The organism is Streptomyces sp. NPDC048566 (assembly GCF_043199735.1).
GTDB lineage: Bacteria > Actinomycetota > Actinomycetes > Streptomycetales > Streptomycetaceae > Streptomyces.
This window is the reverse complement of the sequence record NZ_JBICWL010000004.1, coordinates 339,943-355,287: the sequence shown is the minus strand read 5'-3', so window position 1 is coordinate 355,287 and position 15,345 is coordinate 339,943. Positions and strand designations below refer to the sequence as shown.

Genomic DNA, 15,345 nt, shown 5'->3' with positions numbered 1-15,345 from the left:
GCCCTAGAATGCGGTCATGACCGCGAACCACGAGCGGGAGGAAGCCGCGGGCGCCGCGCCCCCCTCCGCCGACGTCGAAGAACTGGGCCGCGCCGTGAAGGAGGCGCAGTACCGGCACCACCGCGCGCTCGACACCCGGCTCGCCGAGGTCGGCACGACGCTCGCGCAGTGGGACGCGCTGCGGGCGATCTCCCGGGCCCCGGGCGCCTCGGCGCACGAGTTGGCGACGGCCACCTTCCAGGGCGACCAGTCGTTCGGCACCCTGGCGTCCCGGCTCGCCGCCCGGCACCTCGTGGAGCGCCGCCCCGGCCGCGGCAGGCGGATCGAACACCGGTTGACGGAGGCCGGCGAACGCGTGCTGGCCGCGGGCCGCACCGTCACCCGCGAGGTCCTCGACGCGTCGTTCGGTCCGCTGACCGCATCCGAACGGGCCGTGCTGCTGGCCCTGTTGCGCCGTGTGGGCTCACCGGACGACGCGCCCTAAGATCCGTGACCATGGAGATATGGGTTCTTTTCGCCGCCGCCCTGCTGCTCGCGTGCCTCTCCGGACTCCAGGTCCGGATCGAACGCACCCAGCGGAAGATCGCCCGCGTGGAGCGGCAACTCGACCTGGTGCTCGGCCACCTCGGCATCCAGGAGGAGCAGTCCTGGCAGCCGCAGGTCGGCGCGCTGCTGCGCGAGGGCAGGAAGATCGAGGCGATCAAGGTGTACCGGCAGGTCACGGGAGCGAGCCTGCTGGAGGCGAAGGAGGCCGTGGAACGGATGGAGTGACCCGCGGCGTCGCCCCACCTGCACGCGGCCTCGGCGCGCCCCCACCGAACTCGGCTCGACGCGCGGGCCATTCGGACGCGGCACGTCGAACGCCGCCCGCGCGACCGACACAGTCAGCCCACCGCGCGTGCCCACGAACTCGGCTCCACACGCGGGACAATCGGACACGGCACGTCGCACGCCGCCCGCGCGACCGACACAGTCAGCCCACCGCGCGTGCCCACGAACTCGGCTCCACACGCGGGACAATCGGACACGGCACGTCGCACGCCGCCCGCGCGACCGACACAGTCAGCCCACCGCGCGTGCCCACGAACTCGGCTCAACACGCGGGCCATCGGACACGGCCCGACGGACGCCGCCCACCTGACCCGCAACGGCGGACCACGGCGGCTCCGCACGGCTCGGCCCGACAGGCGGAACGCCGGACGCCGCTCGCGTGACCCTCGGCGTCAGCCCACCGCGCGGGTCCACGGACCTCGGCACCGCACGCCGAACGCCGGACGCGGAACGCCGGACGCTGCACGTCGGGCGGGGGACGCCGGACCTGGCCACCGAGGTCGGACGGCCGCGGCTCGTGGGTCTCAGAGCGGCGGCTGGGCCGGGGCCGGGCCCAGGGTCGTCGTGCCGGGGGCGGTCCGGTGGCCCAGGCCCGTCCGGTAGGCGTCCAGGGCCGCCTCCACCCGGCCGGTGCGGCGCAGCAGGTCGCCCAGGAGCCGGCACAGGTCGGCGAGGTCACCCGCGGCGCCGGCGCGTTCCAGCAGACTCATCGCCCGGACGTAGTGTTCCTCCGCCGCGTCGGTGTCCCGGGCGTCCTCAGCGATGATGCCGAGCAGCCGGTGCGCCGCGGCCGAGTGGATGGCGCCCCGCTCGGAGCTCAGGTCGCCGAGCACCTGGTGCAGCAGCCGGGCCGCCTCCTCGGACTTACCCGAGCGGTGCAGCACGTCCGCCAGTTCCACCGCGACCTGACTGGTGTAGAGCGCGGCACGCCTGGCCGAGAGCATCGCCTGCGCCTCGCGCAACTCGGCTTCCGCGCGCTCCAGTTCGCCGTTCTGCGCGTAGAGGTAGCCGCGCATCCAGTGGCAGTTGGCGAGTTCGGTGCGGATCTGGAGCTGCCGGTAGAGTTCGGCGGCCTTGCCGAGGGACACGTCCGCCTCGGCGATCCGCCCCTCGGCGATCATCGTCCGCGCCACCGACCGGTGCATGCGGGCCACCAGCGCCGGGTCGCCGACCTGCGGCGCGAGCGCGAGCGCGAACTCCGCCGCCTGCGCGGCCCGCGCGTGCGCGCCCATGTCCATGTAGGGCGCGATGACGCCCGTGTAGAGCAGGAGCAGGGCCTCCGGATCGTGCAGGCCCGTCCGGTTCAGCTCGTCGAGGGTGGACTCGAACAGGTAGCAGGCGTAGCGGAGTTCGCCGGCGAGGTAGTGGGAGGTCGCCCGGCCGCGCACGGCCGGCACCCGCTGCGGCAGCGGGGCGTCGCCGATCCGCCGCTCCGACTCCTCGAAGCGCAGCCGCGCGGTCTCCAGGTCCCCGGTGTCCAGGGCGCATTCGCCGAGCCCGAGCAGCGCCGCCGCCTCCTCGGCCGCCAGGCCGTGCGCGACCGCCTCCGCCAGCAGTGCGGCGTACGCGTCGGCCGCGGCCTCGGCATCGCCGGTCGCGAGCGTGCGCTGGGCGTCGGTCAGCCGCAGCCGCAGGTCGGTGGCGAGGTGGGCGGGGCGCCCCGTGGCCAGCTCCTCGTAGGCGATCCCCAGCCGGTCGGCGATGTGCCGCAACGCCGGCTCGGAGGCCCGCACGCGACCCGCCTCCAGCGTCGAGATGTACGCGGGGGTGTAGGCGGGCTCGGCCAGCTGTCTCTGCGTCAGACCGCGTTCGTTCCGCAGCTGATGCACCCTGCGCCCGATGATCTCCGGGCCGTCCCGCTCCGCCATGACTTAAGCATGCCATTAAGCCGAGTTACGTCGGTCCGGCTTTTGACTATCGTCCAACTCCCTTGGCCCCCTTGCGAGGTGAGGTCGGGAGCCTCTACGTTAAGCGACGGATTAAGCCTGCTTAATACGCCGCTGTTGTTGCGAGGTCGCCGTGCTCCGACGTATTTCCGCGCGCTACTCCAGAGGTTTTCTCGCCGCGCTCCTCGCGGTCGCCGCGCTGGTGACGGTGGCGAACGTCGGCCCGGCCAGGGCCGCCGTTCCCGGGGCGCACCCCGCCGGACAGGAGGCACCGGCCGCCGGGCGCTGACCGGCCCGCGCCGGCCCCGCCGGACGGTGCGCCCGCCGGCCCGCGGTCCGCGCGCCCTCTCCCGCGCGGACCGCGCCCGCCGCACCCTGCCGACGCCGCCCTCCGCGGCCTACGCTGGCCCGGTGACCTCAGCCGCAGCCCGTACCGCTCTGGATCTCACCTCCGACCTCCCGGTCCCGGACCTGGAGGACTTCTACCGGGACCTGCACCGGCATCCCGAACTCTCGCTGCACGAGCACCGTACGGCCGCCGCCCTCGCGCAGCGGCTGCGGGCCGGCGGGTACGAGACGACCGAGGGCGTGGGCGGCACGGGCGTGGTGGGCGTGCTGCGCAACGGGGACGGGCCCACCGTCCTGCTGCGCGCCGACATGGACGCGCTGCCCGTGGCCGAGGCGACCGGACTGCCGTACTCCTCCGCGACCGAGGGGGTCATGCACGCCTGCGGGCACGACCTGCACGTCACCTGGCTGACCGGGGCCGCCGCGGCGCTCGCCGCCGGCCGCGTCGCCTGGTCCGGCACGCTCGTCCTGGTCGGACAGCCCGCCGAGGAGACCGGCGAGGGCGCGGCCCGCATGGTCGCGGACGGACTCCACGAGCGCTTCCCGCGGCCGGACGTGCTGCTGGGCCAGCACGTGGCGCCGGGCCCCGTCGGCCTCTACGCGCACTCCCCGGGGCTGGTCATGTCCGCCTCGACCGACATCGACATCGTGGTGCACGGGCGGGGCGGCCACGGCTCGCGTCCCGAGTCGACCGTCGACCCGGTGGTGACGGCCGCCTACCTGGTGACCCGGCTCCAGACCGTCGTCAGCCGGGAGGTCGCGGCCCGCGAGTCCGCCGTGCTGACGGTCGGGCGGATCGAGGCGGGCACCCGGCACAACATCATCCCGTCCGAGGCCCGGATCGCCCTCAACCTGCGGACCCAGTCACCGGAGGTGCGCCGGCGGATGATCGCCGCCGTACGCCGTGTGGCGGCGGGCGAGTGCGCGGCGGCCGGCTGCCCGCGCGAGCCCGAGGTCACCGTCGGGAACGACTTCCCGGTCACGGTGAACGACATCGAGACCGACCGGCGGATCGCCGCCGTGCACGGCGAGGTCTTCGGCGCCGGAACCGTCCTCGACCCGGGCCCGGCGATGGGCAGCGAGGACTTCTCCCGGCTCGCGGCGGGCGGACTCCCCTACTCCTACTGGTTCGTGACCGGCACCCCGCTGGACGTGTGGAACGCGGCCCCCGGCGGCGACGACCTGATGACCCGGCTGGAGTCCGTGCCCGGCAACCACAGTCCGCACTTCGCCCCCGACCTCTCCACGGTCGCGCCGGGCGTCCGGACCCTGGTCTCGGGAGCCCTCACCGCCCTGACCACCTGAGCCCGGCGGCGGCGCACCGATCACCGCGCGGCCCGGCCCGCCCCGGCGGCCCCCGCGGACGGGCAGCACCGAGCAGCACCGAGCAGCACCGGGCAGCACCGGGCAGCACCGGGCAGCACCGGGCAGCACCGGGCAGCACCGGGCAGCACCGGGCAGCACCGGGCAGCACCGGGCAGCACCGGGGGGACCGTACCGGGCCGGCTCCTTCCGGGGCCCGCGCCGGGTCAGCTCTGCGTCTGCAACTGCCGCAGCTGTCGCCGGACATGGTCCAGCGCGCCCTCCCGGCGTCCGGGGACCCTGAGCCTCAAGGCGGCCAGCTCCGCGCCGAGTTCGCGCGCCGGCGCCGGCGCGTCGACCCTGCCCCACTGGTGGTGGGCGCGGTCCACGGCCGACTCCACCTCCGGCGCGTCCGGACTCTGGCCCGCGTCCAGCCGGGCCGCCGCGACGGCCAGCCAGGTACGGCAGCTGCGCTCCGGGTCGCCCGCGAACATCGCGAGGTCGGCCCGCACCTCCATCCAGTGCAGCACCTGCTCGGACGCCGGCCCGTGGACCCTGGCCGCCTCCTCCTCCCGGGCCCCGGCCAGCGCCAGCGCCTCGCCGTGCCGGCCCGCCCGCACGGCCGTGGTGATCGTCTCGTGCGGATCGAGGCGGGCCGAACCCCGCAGTGCGGGCGCCGGAGCGGGGACACGGCCCGAAGGCTCCGCGGCGGTGACGGGTCCACCGGGTGGCACAGCGCGCGGCGGCGGCGCGGTCACGGGCGGCTCGGCGCCGAGAGGCACCGGCCCCTCCGCGACGGGCGGTTGGTCCGGGGGCGCCGCAGAACCTTCCCCGTGCGACGGCGGCCCGGCGACGAGCGGGCCCGCGGCGGTCGGACTGTCCCCCGCGGTGAGCGGGTCCCCGGCGGGCTCCCCCGCGGTGAGCGGGTCCCCAGCGGGCTCCCCCGCGGTGAGCGGGTCCCCAGCGGGCTCCCCCGCGGTGAGCGGGTCCCCAGCGGGCTCCCCCGCGGTGAGCGGGGCGGCCGGGTCGGGACGGCCCTCCTCCGGCGGGGCGGGCCGTGTCGGCCCGGGCGCCGCGTCGCCCTGCCCGGCGGCGCTCGCCGCGGGCCGGCCCGTGGCGTACGGGGGCACGGGCGGAGAGCCGGCCGTGCCGGCGCTCTCCGCAGGGGCGAACTCCGGTGCGGGAGGCCAGGGCCGGCCGGCCCAGGTCCCGCCGGGGGTGGGCGGGAACGCGGGCGGCCCGGCCTCCGCGACCGCCGCCGACGCGGGGGTGGCGGCCCCCGCGGGAGCGGGGTCGCCACCGGGGACCGACGCCGGTCCGGACGCCGTGCGGGGCTCCGGTCCGGGTGCGGGGACAGTCGTCCCCGCACCCGGACCGGCCGCTCCCGCCGGGCCGTACGGCCCGGACCCGTAGACCAGGTCCGCCGGTCCCGGACGGCCCGCCTCCTCGGCCTCGGTGCGCGCGAGGGCCTGCGCGTGCAGTGCGGCCGGCGGCGGCCGGTACCCGCTGCGCAGCAGCGTGGCGACGGCCTTCATGTACGAGGGCCGGGCCAGCGTGCGGCGCGGGGGCGGGGGAGCCACCCTGCCGTACAGGGCGGTCGCCGGGCCGGCGCCGAGGGGGCGGCCCGACAGCAGGTCCCACGCCTCGGCGTCCGCGTGCAGATCGACGACGACACTGGTCAGACCCGGTGGGCGCAACCGGAGTTCCTCGGTGATCCAGTGCCAGGGGAAGGCGGTGTAGCGGACCGTCGCCGGGGTCGTGCGGGCCAGGGCGAGATGCGGGAGCCGCTGCCGCCGGTCCAGGTGGAGCTGCCCGGTCACGAACATCGTGAGCGGCCCCGGCGCCGTCGCCGCCGCCCGCAGCCGGGTCAGCACCGCCTGCGGATCCAGCGGGTCGGCCAGTTCCACCACGTTCGCGGTCTCGGTGCCCGACAGCACCGCCGGGGCGACGGCCGCGAGGACGGGGAGCACGGACGCGGCGTCCACCAGGCATCCCTTGCCCACCGGCGAGGCCGCGAGGAGCAGCACGGTTCCGGGCATCGGTTTCCTCCCCATCGATCACGTACGTCAGCACCGTAACCGCTGCGCCTGCGCGGAAGGGACGCGCCGACCCCGAACTCCCGCCCTCCTGCGGCCCGTACCGGACGCCCGCGCCGGTCTCAAACGACGGCGTCGGGGCCCGCCGCGGCACCGCCCGGCCTTCGCCGCACGGCGAAGATCGTCGTGTCGTCGGTGAGACGGCCCGCCGCGTGGCGCAATGTCGCGTCGCGGACGAAACGGACGAGGACCGCCGGATCGGCGAGAGCCGCGTCCCGGGCCAGCGCCTCGGCGACGGCGTCGCGCAGCGGGAAGAACGCGCCGGCCGGGTCGCGGGCCTCGGTCACCCCGTCGGTGACCAGCAGCAGCGTCTCGCCGACGGCGAGCGGGACCCGCAGCACCGGCGGCGGGCCTGCCGCCAACTCGCCCATGCCGAGGGGCAGCCCGCCGCCCGGCGGCAGGCTCCGCACGCCCGCGGGGCCGACCACCAGAGGCGGGTCGTGACCGAAGTTGACGACCTCGACGGTGGGCAGCGCGTCGACGGGGAAGCCGACGAGGACACCGGTCGCGAACCGGTCGCCCTCGTCACCGCCGAGCGCCGCGCGGTAGCGGACGTGCCGCAGCATCCGGACCTCCAGCCGCCCGGCGACCGTCCCCAGGAGCGGATCGTGGTAGCCCGTCTCCCGGAACGTGCCGAGCAGCGCGGCGGCCGCCTCCACCGCGCCGAGTCCCTTGCCCTGCACGTCGCCGAGCAGCAGCCGGGTGCCGTGCGGTCCCGGCTGGATGTCGTAGAAGTCCCCGCCGACCCGTGCCTCGCTGTCGGCGGTGAGATAGACGGCCGCGTGGTCCAGGCCGCCCCATCCCGGGACCAGGGGCCGCAGCACCGTGCGCCGGGTCGTCTCGGCGACGTCCCGCATGTGCAGCATGCGCCGCTCGCCGCGGACCCGCACCGTGCAGGCGAGGACCGCGAGCAGGCCGCCCGCCAGCACGAGGATGAAGTCGGGCAGGCCCGTGCGGTACTGGTGCGGCCACGAGCGGTCGATGGCGACGTAGGTGAGCAGCGACAGCACGGCCAGCGCCGCCGTGCCCCCGACCCCGCAGAGCGCGGCGGCGATCGCGGGCACCAGGGCGACCCAGGAGATGATCCGGAACCGCCCGGAGGTGTTCGCGTCGAGCAGGGCGATGCCGATGAGCAGCAGCAGCGGCGGCATCCAGGCGACGCTGCGCCCGAACAGCAGCAGCGGCGTCTGCCGTCGGACGACGTCCCCGCGGCCGGCGCGCGGGAGCCGGTCGAGCAGCGCTGTGCGGGCGGCCATGGTGCGCCACCGCCCTTTCGTCCGGGACGAAAGGCGCCGCCCCGGACTCCTCCGGACGCCGCCTCCCGGCTCGCTCAGTACGCCACCGACATCCGGGCGTGCGGGTGGACGGGCATCTCCAGCTGGTCGACGAACGCCATCGCGTAGTCCTCGGCGCTGATCCGGCTGTTGCCCTCGGCGTCGAACAGCATGCGGTCGCCGCCGATCCGGAACTCACCGGTGCGCTCGCCGGGGGCGATCTCCGCCGCGGGCGAGACATAGGTCCAGTCGAGGTCGTCGACGTCGCTCCGGTAGAAGGCGAGGGTGTCGCGGTGGGCGAGTGCCTCGGGCAGGTAGGCGTCGGGGAAGTCGGCCTGCTCGCACGCCGCCTGGCCCGGCGCGACCTCCAGCGTGCCGGCGCCGCCGACGATCACCAGCCGCCGCACCCCGGCCGCCCGGACCCCGTCCACGAGGGACCGGTTGAGGGTGAGGAAGGGTTCGCGCGGGTCGGAGCCGTCCCGCGGCGGCACGCACGCCGACGCGACCGCGTCCGCGCCGGCCACCAGCTCGGCGACCTTCGCCGGGTCCGCGGCGTCGGCCGCCGTCGAGGCGATGCCGGGCACCGGCGACTGGCCGGACCGGCTCACCGCGACGACCTGGTGTCCGCGTGCCGACGCCTCCGTGGCGATACGGCTGCCGACCATGCCGGTGGCGCCGAAGAGTACGAGCTTCATGGACCTCAGCGAAGCACGCGGCCATGATCACCGCATGTCGGCGTGCGCCCGGAAGGAGCACGGCGCGTTCCACGGGACCCGGGCGCGCGGGACGGGCCGGCACCACCCTCGGTACTCCGGTCGGCGTCCCGCGGACCCGTCGCCGGACCCCGCGCGGCGCTCCCCGCCGGGGGTCCGGCGACGGGGCCGTGGACGGGGCCGTGGACGGGGCCGTGGACGGGGCCGTGGACGGGGGCCGCGAGCGGCTTCCCGGTACGGCCCGCGGGGCACCTCGCGTGGGGCGCCGTGCGGGGCTCCCGGGGCGCGCGGAAGCGCCCGGGCGACGCCCGCCCGACGGGCCGCGCGCCCCGAGTTGCCGGGGGCACGGGCGGGGTGTGCCCTGGAAGGCGGGGGCCAGCAGAGAGGAGTCCTCCCATGGCGCACGCAGCACCCGTGTCAGGGACACCGCGCACCTCCGAACCGATCGAGGTCTTCGGGCCCCGCGCGCACGCCGTCGGCAGGTGGGCGGTGCCCGTCGCCACCGGTCTCGTGTACGGCTTCTGGGCCGCCAACACCAACCGGGACGCCGGCCCGATCACGGGCTGGAACGTGCTGTTCGGCTTCGTGTCCGCGATCGTCTTCGCCGCCGCCTTCTTCGCGGTGCTCACGCTGACGAGGAAGACGCACCCCGCGCTGCACGCACTGGCCTGGGCCGCGTTCGCGGGCTGCGCCCTCGGCTTCCTCGTCAGCCAGAGCGGCGCGTCCGTCCTGCTGTGCGTGTTCATGTCGCTGGGGGTCTTCGCGGGCGTGTTCGTCGGGACCTTCTACCACTACTACACGCACGAGGACGCGCAGGGACGGCCGCGCTGACGGACCGGAGACACGGCGGTGCGCCCCTCCCCCCTCACTCGGCACGGCGAGCGCACCCCGATCGAGGTACGGCGAGCGCACCCGCCAGGGAGGCACGGCGGCGAAATGACGGGGAGGCCCCGGCCGGCGGCCGGGGCCTGCCCGTGCTCCCTCACCCACCTCGTCCGCCGGTCACCGCCCGGCGTCCGGTCCGCGCCCGCCGTCAGCCGCCGCCCGGGACCCAGTCCCAGGAATCCGCGGAGGAGACGGACACCGTCCAGGTCCACGAAGCGGAGACGCTGAACGTCCAGGAACCCGAGTCGTCCCGGCTCCAGCCGGGGTCCTGGCCGGGGTCCCGGCCGTCGTGGTCCCAGTGGGCGTTGTGCCACACGCCGTCCTTCTCACCGGGGCACGGGTCCGCGCAGCTCGGCACCGGGTGCCCGCCGGTGTCGACGAAGGCGGCGCTGGCCCAGGCGTGCGCGCCGGTCAGCCAGTACCACCGCGCGTCGCCGAGGACGCGCTGACCGCTCACCTCGCACCGGACGCGGTCCGAGCTGCCCGGAGCGAGCGCCCCGACGACCGGCGAGGCCGTGCTGGGCTGGAGCCGGACGTTCAGTTCACCGCGCGAGACGACGGTGCCCAGGACGGGCCGGTCCGAGCCGTGGGAGGGCGACGACGGCGCCGCCGCGAGAGAGGTGCCGGCGGCGGCGACGGTGAGGACACCGCCGCCGATCAGGGCCGCGACGGCCGTCCGCAGGGCCGGGGTGGTGCGCATATCGGCCTCCTTCTGCCCGGAACCCGAGATCCCCCAGACCCAGGTAACACCCGTTCGAGTGAGCCCTCCACCCGAACGGACGGAGGCCATGGGGCCCCTGGGCCGAGCGGTGCCGCGGGCGCCCCGCCGGCGGCCCCCGTGGGACGCGGGGCGCTCCCCGCCCCCGTTCGGCTTGTCGTCCGCGTCCATTTGCAGTCATCCCACTCGCCCGCGGGGCCGCCGCGGCATTGCCTGGAGGGGTGTCCCCTCGTGTCCGGAGCGTCCTGTCGGCGGTGCTGATCGCCCTCGCCTGCCTCCTCGCGCCCCTCGGCGCGCTGTCGACGTGGGCGACGTACGGACTCGGCGACTCCGACCGGTACGAGGCCACCGTCGCCCCGCTCGCCGCGGACGCCGACGTCCGGGACGCGGTGGCCGCCGGGGTCAGCGACGGCATCCTGCGCGAGGTGCACGTCCGTCCGAGGCTCCAGGGCCCGGTGAACCACTACGTCCGGGACGCCGTCCTGTCGTTCACCGAGACCGAGGCGTACCGGACCGCCTGGGAGACCGCCAACATGGCCGCCCACGACGCGGTGATGCGGGCGCTGCGCGACGACCGCGCCGGTGCGGTGACGGTGGACCTCGCGCCCGTCACCGAGCGGGTCAAACGCCGGCTCGCCGCCGACCACATGCCGCTCGCCGACCGCATCCCCGTCGAGCACACCGAGGTCACCGTGCTGGGCGCCGCGGACCTGGCCCGGCTCCGGAAGGGGTTCCACGTGCTCGAAGTCGCCGGATTCTGGCTGCCCGTGGCGGCGGTCGCCTTCGCGGCCGTCGGCGTCGTCCTCGCCGTCCGCCGCCGCAGGGCGGTCCTCGCGACGGGCATCGGCACCGCGCTGGGCGCCGCGCTGCTCGCCGCGGCGGTCGCCGTGGGCCGCGGGCTGACGCTCGCCGGCCTGCCGGACGGGGTGTCCCGCACGGCCGCGGGCGCGGTGTACGACGCCCTCACCGAGACCCTGCGGTTCGTCTCCTGGCTGCTCCTGGCCGCCGGTCTGACGGTGGCTCTGACCGCCGCGCTCGCCGGCGCCTACACCCGCCACCGGCGAGCGGCCGACGCTCCCGGTCAGGCCGCTGCGGACCGGTCCACCCGGGTCGGCGCCTGACCCGGAACCGCCCGGCGGGGCCGGCGTCACGATCGGCGCCCGGCGCACCGGCCGGGGCCGCGGCGCCGCCACCGCCGTGACCGGTCCGCACGAGCGGCACCGGACGATCCGGGCGAGCCGCGCCGACCTTCATACTTGGGACATGTCCCGCGTGTTCCCCATCGGCCTCACCCCGCCCGACTGGCTGGTCAGGAACCTCACCCCGCAGCGCTCGCCCGTCAACCGGGCCGCCGTCGTCCGGGCCGCCGTCGCCATGGCGCTGCCGCTCGCCGTCGGCCTCGCCTGCGGACGGCCCGCGTACGGCGCCCTCGCCTCCATGGGGGCGCTCTCCGGGGTCATCGGCGACACGGCCGACGCGTACCGCATGCGGATCTTCAACATCGCCGTGCCGCAGCTGTTCGGCGCGGTCGGCGTCACGATCGGGGCCCTGGTCTTCGGCCGGGGCTGGGTCGCCGTGGCCGCCGTGACCGGGGTCGCCCTCGTCTCCGGGATGATGTCCTCGATCGGGGCCGTCGCCTCCGTGGGCGGGCTGCTGCTTCTGCTCAACTGCGTGATCGGGGCGGGTCTCCCGCTGCCCGGCCCGTGGTGGCTCGCCCCCGTCCTGATGTCCGGCGGCGGGCTCCTGGTCCTCCTGCTGGCGCTGCTGGCCTGGCCGCTGCGGTCGGGGGTGCCGGAGCGGGCCGCCGTCGCCGACACCTACCGCACGGTCGGCGACCTGCTCGCCGCGAGCGGCACCGGCGCCTACGAGGACCTCCGGCTGACCGTCACCCGGTCGCTCAACGCGTCCTACGACGCGGTCCTCGCCCGGCGCGTCTTCCACCACGGCCGCAGCCCCGACCTGGTCCGACTGCTCGCCCAGCTCAACGCCGTGACCCCCGTCGTCGAGTGCGCCCCCGCCGCCCACCAGCGGGGCAGACCGCTGCCCGCGGCGGTCCCGGCAGCCGTGCACCGGCTCGCCGAGGCCGTCGAGAGCGGCTCCGCCACCCCCGTCGACCTGCGGCTTCCCGTTCCCGTCGACGAGACCTCACGCGCCGTCGACCACGCCGTGCGGCACGCGGCCGGCGTCGTCGCCGACCGCTCCCCGGCCCCCCTCGACGACCGGCTCGGCCGGCCCGCCTCCCTGCGGGTCCGCACCGCGCGCGCCACCCGGGGCGTCCTGCTGTCGGCCGCCTCCTGGCGCTACGGCATCCGGCTCGCCCTGTGCATCGGTCTCGCCCAGGTGCTGGTCTCCACCGTCACCGTGCCGCGCTCCTACTGGGTCGCGCTCACCATCACCTTCGTCATGAAGCCCGACTTCGGCTCGGTGTTCTCCCGGGCGCTGCTGCGCGCACTCGGCACCGTCGCCGGGCTCGTCGTCGCCGCGGCGGTCCTGACCGCGGTGCCGCGCGGCTGGGCGGACGTCGCCGTGATCCTGCTGCTCGCGCCGCTCATCCCGGCGCTGACCCCGCGCGGCTACGGCTACCAGACGGCCGCCATCACCCCGGTGATCCTCCTGCTGTCCGACGTCCTGAACCACCAGGGCGCCGGCCTCGTCGTCCCCCGCCTCGTCGACTCCCTCGTCGGCTGCGCGATCGCCCTGGTGGCGGGGTACCTGCTGTGGCCGGAGAGCTGGCACGCCCGGGTCGGCGACCGGCTCGCGGACGCGGTCGCCGACACGTCCGCCTACGTCGAGCTGGCCTTCGGCGACCGCGCCGACCCGGCGGCCCGCGCCCGCCTCCGGCGCCGGCTGTACCGCGACCTGTCGTCCATCCGCACGGAGTTCCAGCGGGCCCTGACCGAACCGCCGCCCAACGGCCGCCGGGCCGCGGCCTGGATGCCGCTCGTGGTCGCCGTCGAGCGGATCGTGGACGCGACGACCGCGGCCCGCGTCCGGGTCCGCGGGGGAGCGGCCGAGCCGTCCGCCGCGGAGATCGGCGCCGTCGCGCGCCAGTTGCGGGACCTGTCGGACCGACTGCGCGAAACGGACGTACTGGTCGCCGTCCGCACGGAACTGACCGGCCCGGCGGGCAGCGTCCTCGAACCGGTGCGCCAGGAGGTCGCGGCGGCCCGCACCATCGCCTCGCCTCACTGAGGACCGGCGCACGGTGAACGGGGTCGTCCGATAAGGGTGTTGACGGGCCCCCTGACCAGGGTGCCGCCCCTGCCGAAGATCACCTTCCGTGGCCGCTAACCTTACGTGTCCGTCCTGGCCAGGGTTCGACGGGCACCAACTCACGCGAAGGGTTGCGCACATGGGCATTCTCACTCTCCTGCGGAATGCGTTCGGCCGCTCACGCAAGGGGCGTGACGCCGACGCGGAGACCTCGCGAGAGGCGACGCCGACGGTTCCGGCTCCTGCTCAGGAGGCCGAACCGGCTCCGGCCGACGCACCGCGGGCCGAACCGGACGCCACCCGCCGTCCCGACGCCGAGCCGAGGATCCCGGCCCCGGCCGGCGAGCCGGAGCCCTCCGTCGTCGACGACCTGGTGTCGGCGGCCTTCGACAACGTGACCGTCCCCCAGCAGACGCCCTCCCCCGAGGCGGAGTCCTCGTCAACCCCGGAACCGGCCACACCGAAGGCCCCGACCGCCGAACGGACGACGGAGCCCACCGCGGCGGCGGAACCCGCGGCGGCAGAGCCCGCCGAGGCCGAGCCCGCAGCGGAGCCGGCGGCCGAGCCCGAGGGGACCCCCGCCCCCGCCGAGCCCGAGACGGTCCCCGCTGCCGAGGCCGAGGCCGAGGTGGCCCCCTCCGCCGACACGGAGCAGGCCGTCGAACCGACCGAGGCCGAGGCCGAGGTGGCCCCCGCCGCCGGCACGGAGCAGGCCGTCGAACCGGCCGAGCCCGAGACGGCCCCCACCCCGGAGACGGAGCCCGCCGAGGCGGCAGCCGAGCCCGAGGCGAGCCCCGCTGCCGGGGACCAGCTCGCCGCGGCTCCCGCCACCGACACGGAGCGGGCAGTGGAACCGACCGAGCCCGAGACGGCCGCCGCCCCCGCCGCCGAGCCCGAGATGGCCCCCGCCACCGACACGGAGCAGGCCGTCGAACCGGCCGAGCCCGAGACGGCCCCCACCCCGGAGACGGAGCCCGCCGAGGCGGCAGCCGAGCCCGAGGGGGCGCGGGCGGAGTCCGCCGCTCCCGGAGCCGCGACGCACACCGCGTCCGCTGAGGCCGCCGAGGCCGGTGCGGAGACCGCCGACGAGGCCGGGCCCGTCGCCGAGGTCGCCACGGTGGTCGAGGCCGAGAACATCGTCGTGGCGGAGGCGGGCCCCGTCGCGGTGGTCGAGCCCGGCCTCGCCGCCGGGCCGGAGGAGGACGCCGAGCCGGTCGCGGTGACCGAGCCCCGGGCCGCCGTCGAACCGGCCACCGTGGTCGAGCCCGAGCCCGCTCCCGTGACGGAGCCGGCGGAGGCGGAGACCGCGGTCACCGCCGCCGAGGCCGCGCCGGACGCCGCGGCAGCCCCCGCGGCGACCCCCGCGGTCTCCCCGGCCACGGTGCGGTCGAAGGCCCCGGCGCTGGTGACGGCGTACAAGGAGGCGGGCGCGGTCTTGAAGAAGCGGGGCCTGACCGGCACCCGCGCCCGCGTCTACCTCGTGCTCGACCGCTCCTCGTCGATGCGCGCCTACTACAAGGACGGCTCCGCCCAGGCGCTCGGCGAGCAGGCCCTCGCCCTCGCCGCCCACCTGGACCCGGCGGCGTCCGTCCACGTCGTCTTCTTCTCCACCGAACTGGACGGCACCGGCACCCTCACGCTCGGGGCGTTCGAGAACACGGTCGACGACCTGCACGCCGGCCTCGGCCGGATGGGCCGCACGAGCTACCACGTGGCGGTCGAGGAGGTCGTCGCGCACCACCGGAAGGCGGACACCGAGGTCCCGGCCCTGGTGCTTTTCCAGGTGGACGGGGCGCCCGACGCCAAGACCCCGGCCACCCAGGCCCTCGCGAGCGCGGCCAAGGACCACCCGGACGTGTTCTTCTCCTTCATCGCCTTCGGCGAGCCGGAGAACAGGACGTTCGACTACCTCCGCCGGCTGAAGTCCGGGAACACGGCCTTCTTCCACGCAGGCCCGGCCCCGCGCGAACTGACCGACGCCGAGGTCTACGAGGGCGTGCTGGAGAACTGGCGCCCCTAGCGCACACCGCCGCCCCGGCACCGCGTCACCGGCCGCCCCTTCCCACCCTGCAGAACGGG

13 protein-coding genes are annotated in these 15,345 nt (G+C 76.4%); 8 read left to right on the top strand and 5 right to left on the bottom strand.

Going from position 1 to position 15,345, the window contains the following annotated elements:
• The first annotated feature begins 16 nt into the window (after positions 1–16).
• Together ACGFS9_RS10455 and ACGFS9_RS10450 are read left to right on the top strand one after the other, a co-directional pair.
• Positions 17–484 (top strand): MarR family winged helix-turn-helix transcriptional regulator, encoded by a 468-nt coding sequence (locus ACGFS9_RS10455; RefSeq protein ID WP_393252019.1) that lies wholly within the window; start codon positions 17–19, stop codon positions 482–484.
• A gap of 11 nt (positions 485–495) precedes the next feature.
• Positions 496–771, top strand: a complete 276-nt coding sequence (locus ACGFS9_RS10450) for a hypothetical protein (protein WP_393252018.1) — start codon at positions 496–498, stop codon at positions 769–771.
• Between the two features lie 584 nt (positions 772–1,355).
• Here ACGFS9_RS10450 and ACGFS9_RS10445 read toward each other — a convergent pair.
• Positions 1,356–2,699, bottom strand: a complete 1,344-nt coding sequence (locus ACGFS9_RS10445; protein WP_393252016.1) for a helix-turn-helix domain-containing protein — start codon at positions 2,697–2,699, stop codon at positions 1,356–1,358.
• Between the two features lie 151 nt (positions 2,700–2,850).
• Here ACGFS9_RS10445 and ACGFS9_RS10440 point away from each other — a divergent pair, with 151 nt between their 5' ends.
• The gene (locus ACGFS9_RS10440; RefSeq protein ID WP_393252014.1) at positions 2,851–3,006 is read left to right on the top strand and encodes a hypothetical protein; all 156 of its coding nucleotides are present in this window, start codon (positions 2,851–2,853) and stop codon (positions 3,004–3,006) included.
• A gap of 122 nt (positions 3,007–3,128) precedes the next feature.
• On the top strand, positions 3,129–4,370 hold the full coding sequence (locus tag ACGFS9_RS10435; protein ID WP_393252012.1) for an amidohydrolase: 1,242 nt from the start codon (positions 3,129–3,131) through the stop codon (positions 4,368–4,370).
• Positions 4,371–4,594: 224 nt separating this feature from the next.
• Here the strand turns inward: ACGFS9_RS10435 and ACGFS9_RS10430 are convergent, their stop codons facing one another.
• The 3 genes from ACGFS9_RS10430 to ACGFS9_RS10420 all read right to left on the bottom strand — a co-directional run bounded on the left by ACGFS9_RS10430 (position 4,595) and on the right by ACGFS9_RS10420 (position 8,432).
• Positions 4,595–6,406, bottom strand: coding sequence for a hypothetical protein (locus tag ACGFS9_RS10430; protein ID WP_393252010.1), 1,812 nt, complete (start codon positions 6,404–6,406; stop codon positions 4,595–4,597).
• A 119-nt stretch (positions 6,407–6,525) separates the two neighbouring features.
• Positions 6,526–7,719, bottom strand: coding sequence for a PP2C family protein-serine/threonine phosphatase (locus ACGFS9_RS10425; protein WP_393252008.1), 1,194 nt, complete (start codon positions 7,717–7,719; stop codon positions 6,526–6,528).
• Positions 7,720–7,793: 74 nt separating this feature from the next.
• Positions 7,794–8,432: an NAD(P)-dependent oxidoreductase gene (locus ACGFS9_RS10420; RefSeq protein WP_393252007.1), complete on the bottom strand. Its 639-nt coding sequence runs from the start codon at positions 8,430–8,432 to the stop codon at positions 7,794–7,796.
• 414 nt (positions 8,433–8,846) lie between these two features.
• Between ACGFS9_RS10420 and ACGFS9_RS10415 the strand changes: the two genes are divergently transcribed.
• A complete protein-coding gene (locus tag ACGFS9_RS10415; protein WP_393252005.1) occupies positions 8,847–9,281 on the top strand; it encodes a hypothetical protein in 435 nt (144 codons plus the stop codon).
• A gap of 202 nt (positions 9,282–9,483) precedes the next feature.
• Here ACGFS9_RS10415 and ACGFS9_RS10410 read toward each other — a convergent pair whose 3' ends face one another.
• The gene (locus ACGFS9_RS10410) at positions 9,484–10,035 is read right to left on the bottom strand and encodes an SH3 domain-containing protein (protein ID WP_393252003.1); all 552 of its coding nucleotides are present in this window, start codon (positions 10,033–10,035) and stop codon (positions 9,484–9,486) included.
• Positions 10,036–10,274: 239 nt separating this feature from the next.
• Between ACGFS9_RS10410 and ACGFS9_RS10405 the strand changes: the two genes are divergently transcribed.
• The 3 genes from ACGFS9_RS10405 to ACGFS9_RS10395 all read left to right on the top strand — a co-directional run bounded on the left by ACGFS9_RS10405 (position 10,275) and on the right by ACGFS9_RS10395 (position 15,286).
• Positions 10,275–11,174 carry a hypothetical protein gene (locus tag ACGFS9_RS10405; RefSeq protein WP_393252001.1) on the top strand — a complete coding sequence of 300 codons (900 nt, stop codon included), beginning with the start codon at positions 10,275–10,277 and terminating at the stop codon, positions 11,172–11,174.
• Between the two features lie 142 nt (positions 11,175–11,316).
• Positions 11,317–13,245, top strand: coding sequence for an FUSC family protein (locus tag ACGFS9_RS10400; protein WP_393251999.1), 1,929 nt, complete (start codon positions 11,317–11,319; stop codon positions 13,243–13,245).
• A gap of 160 nt (positions 13,246–13,405) precedes the next feature.
• A complete protein-coding gene (locus ACGFS9_RS10395; RefSeq protein WP_393251998.1) occupies positions 13,406–15,286 on the top strand; it encodes a VWA domain-containing protein in 1,881 nt (626 codons plus the stop codon).
• Positions 15,287–15,345 lie beyond the last annotated feature (59 nt).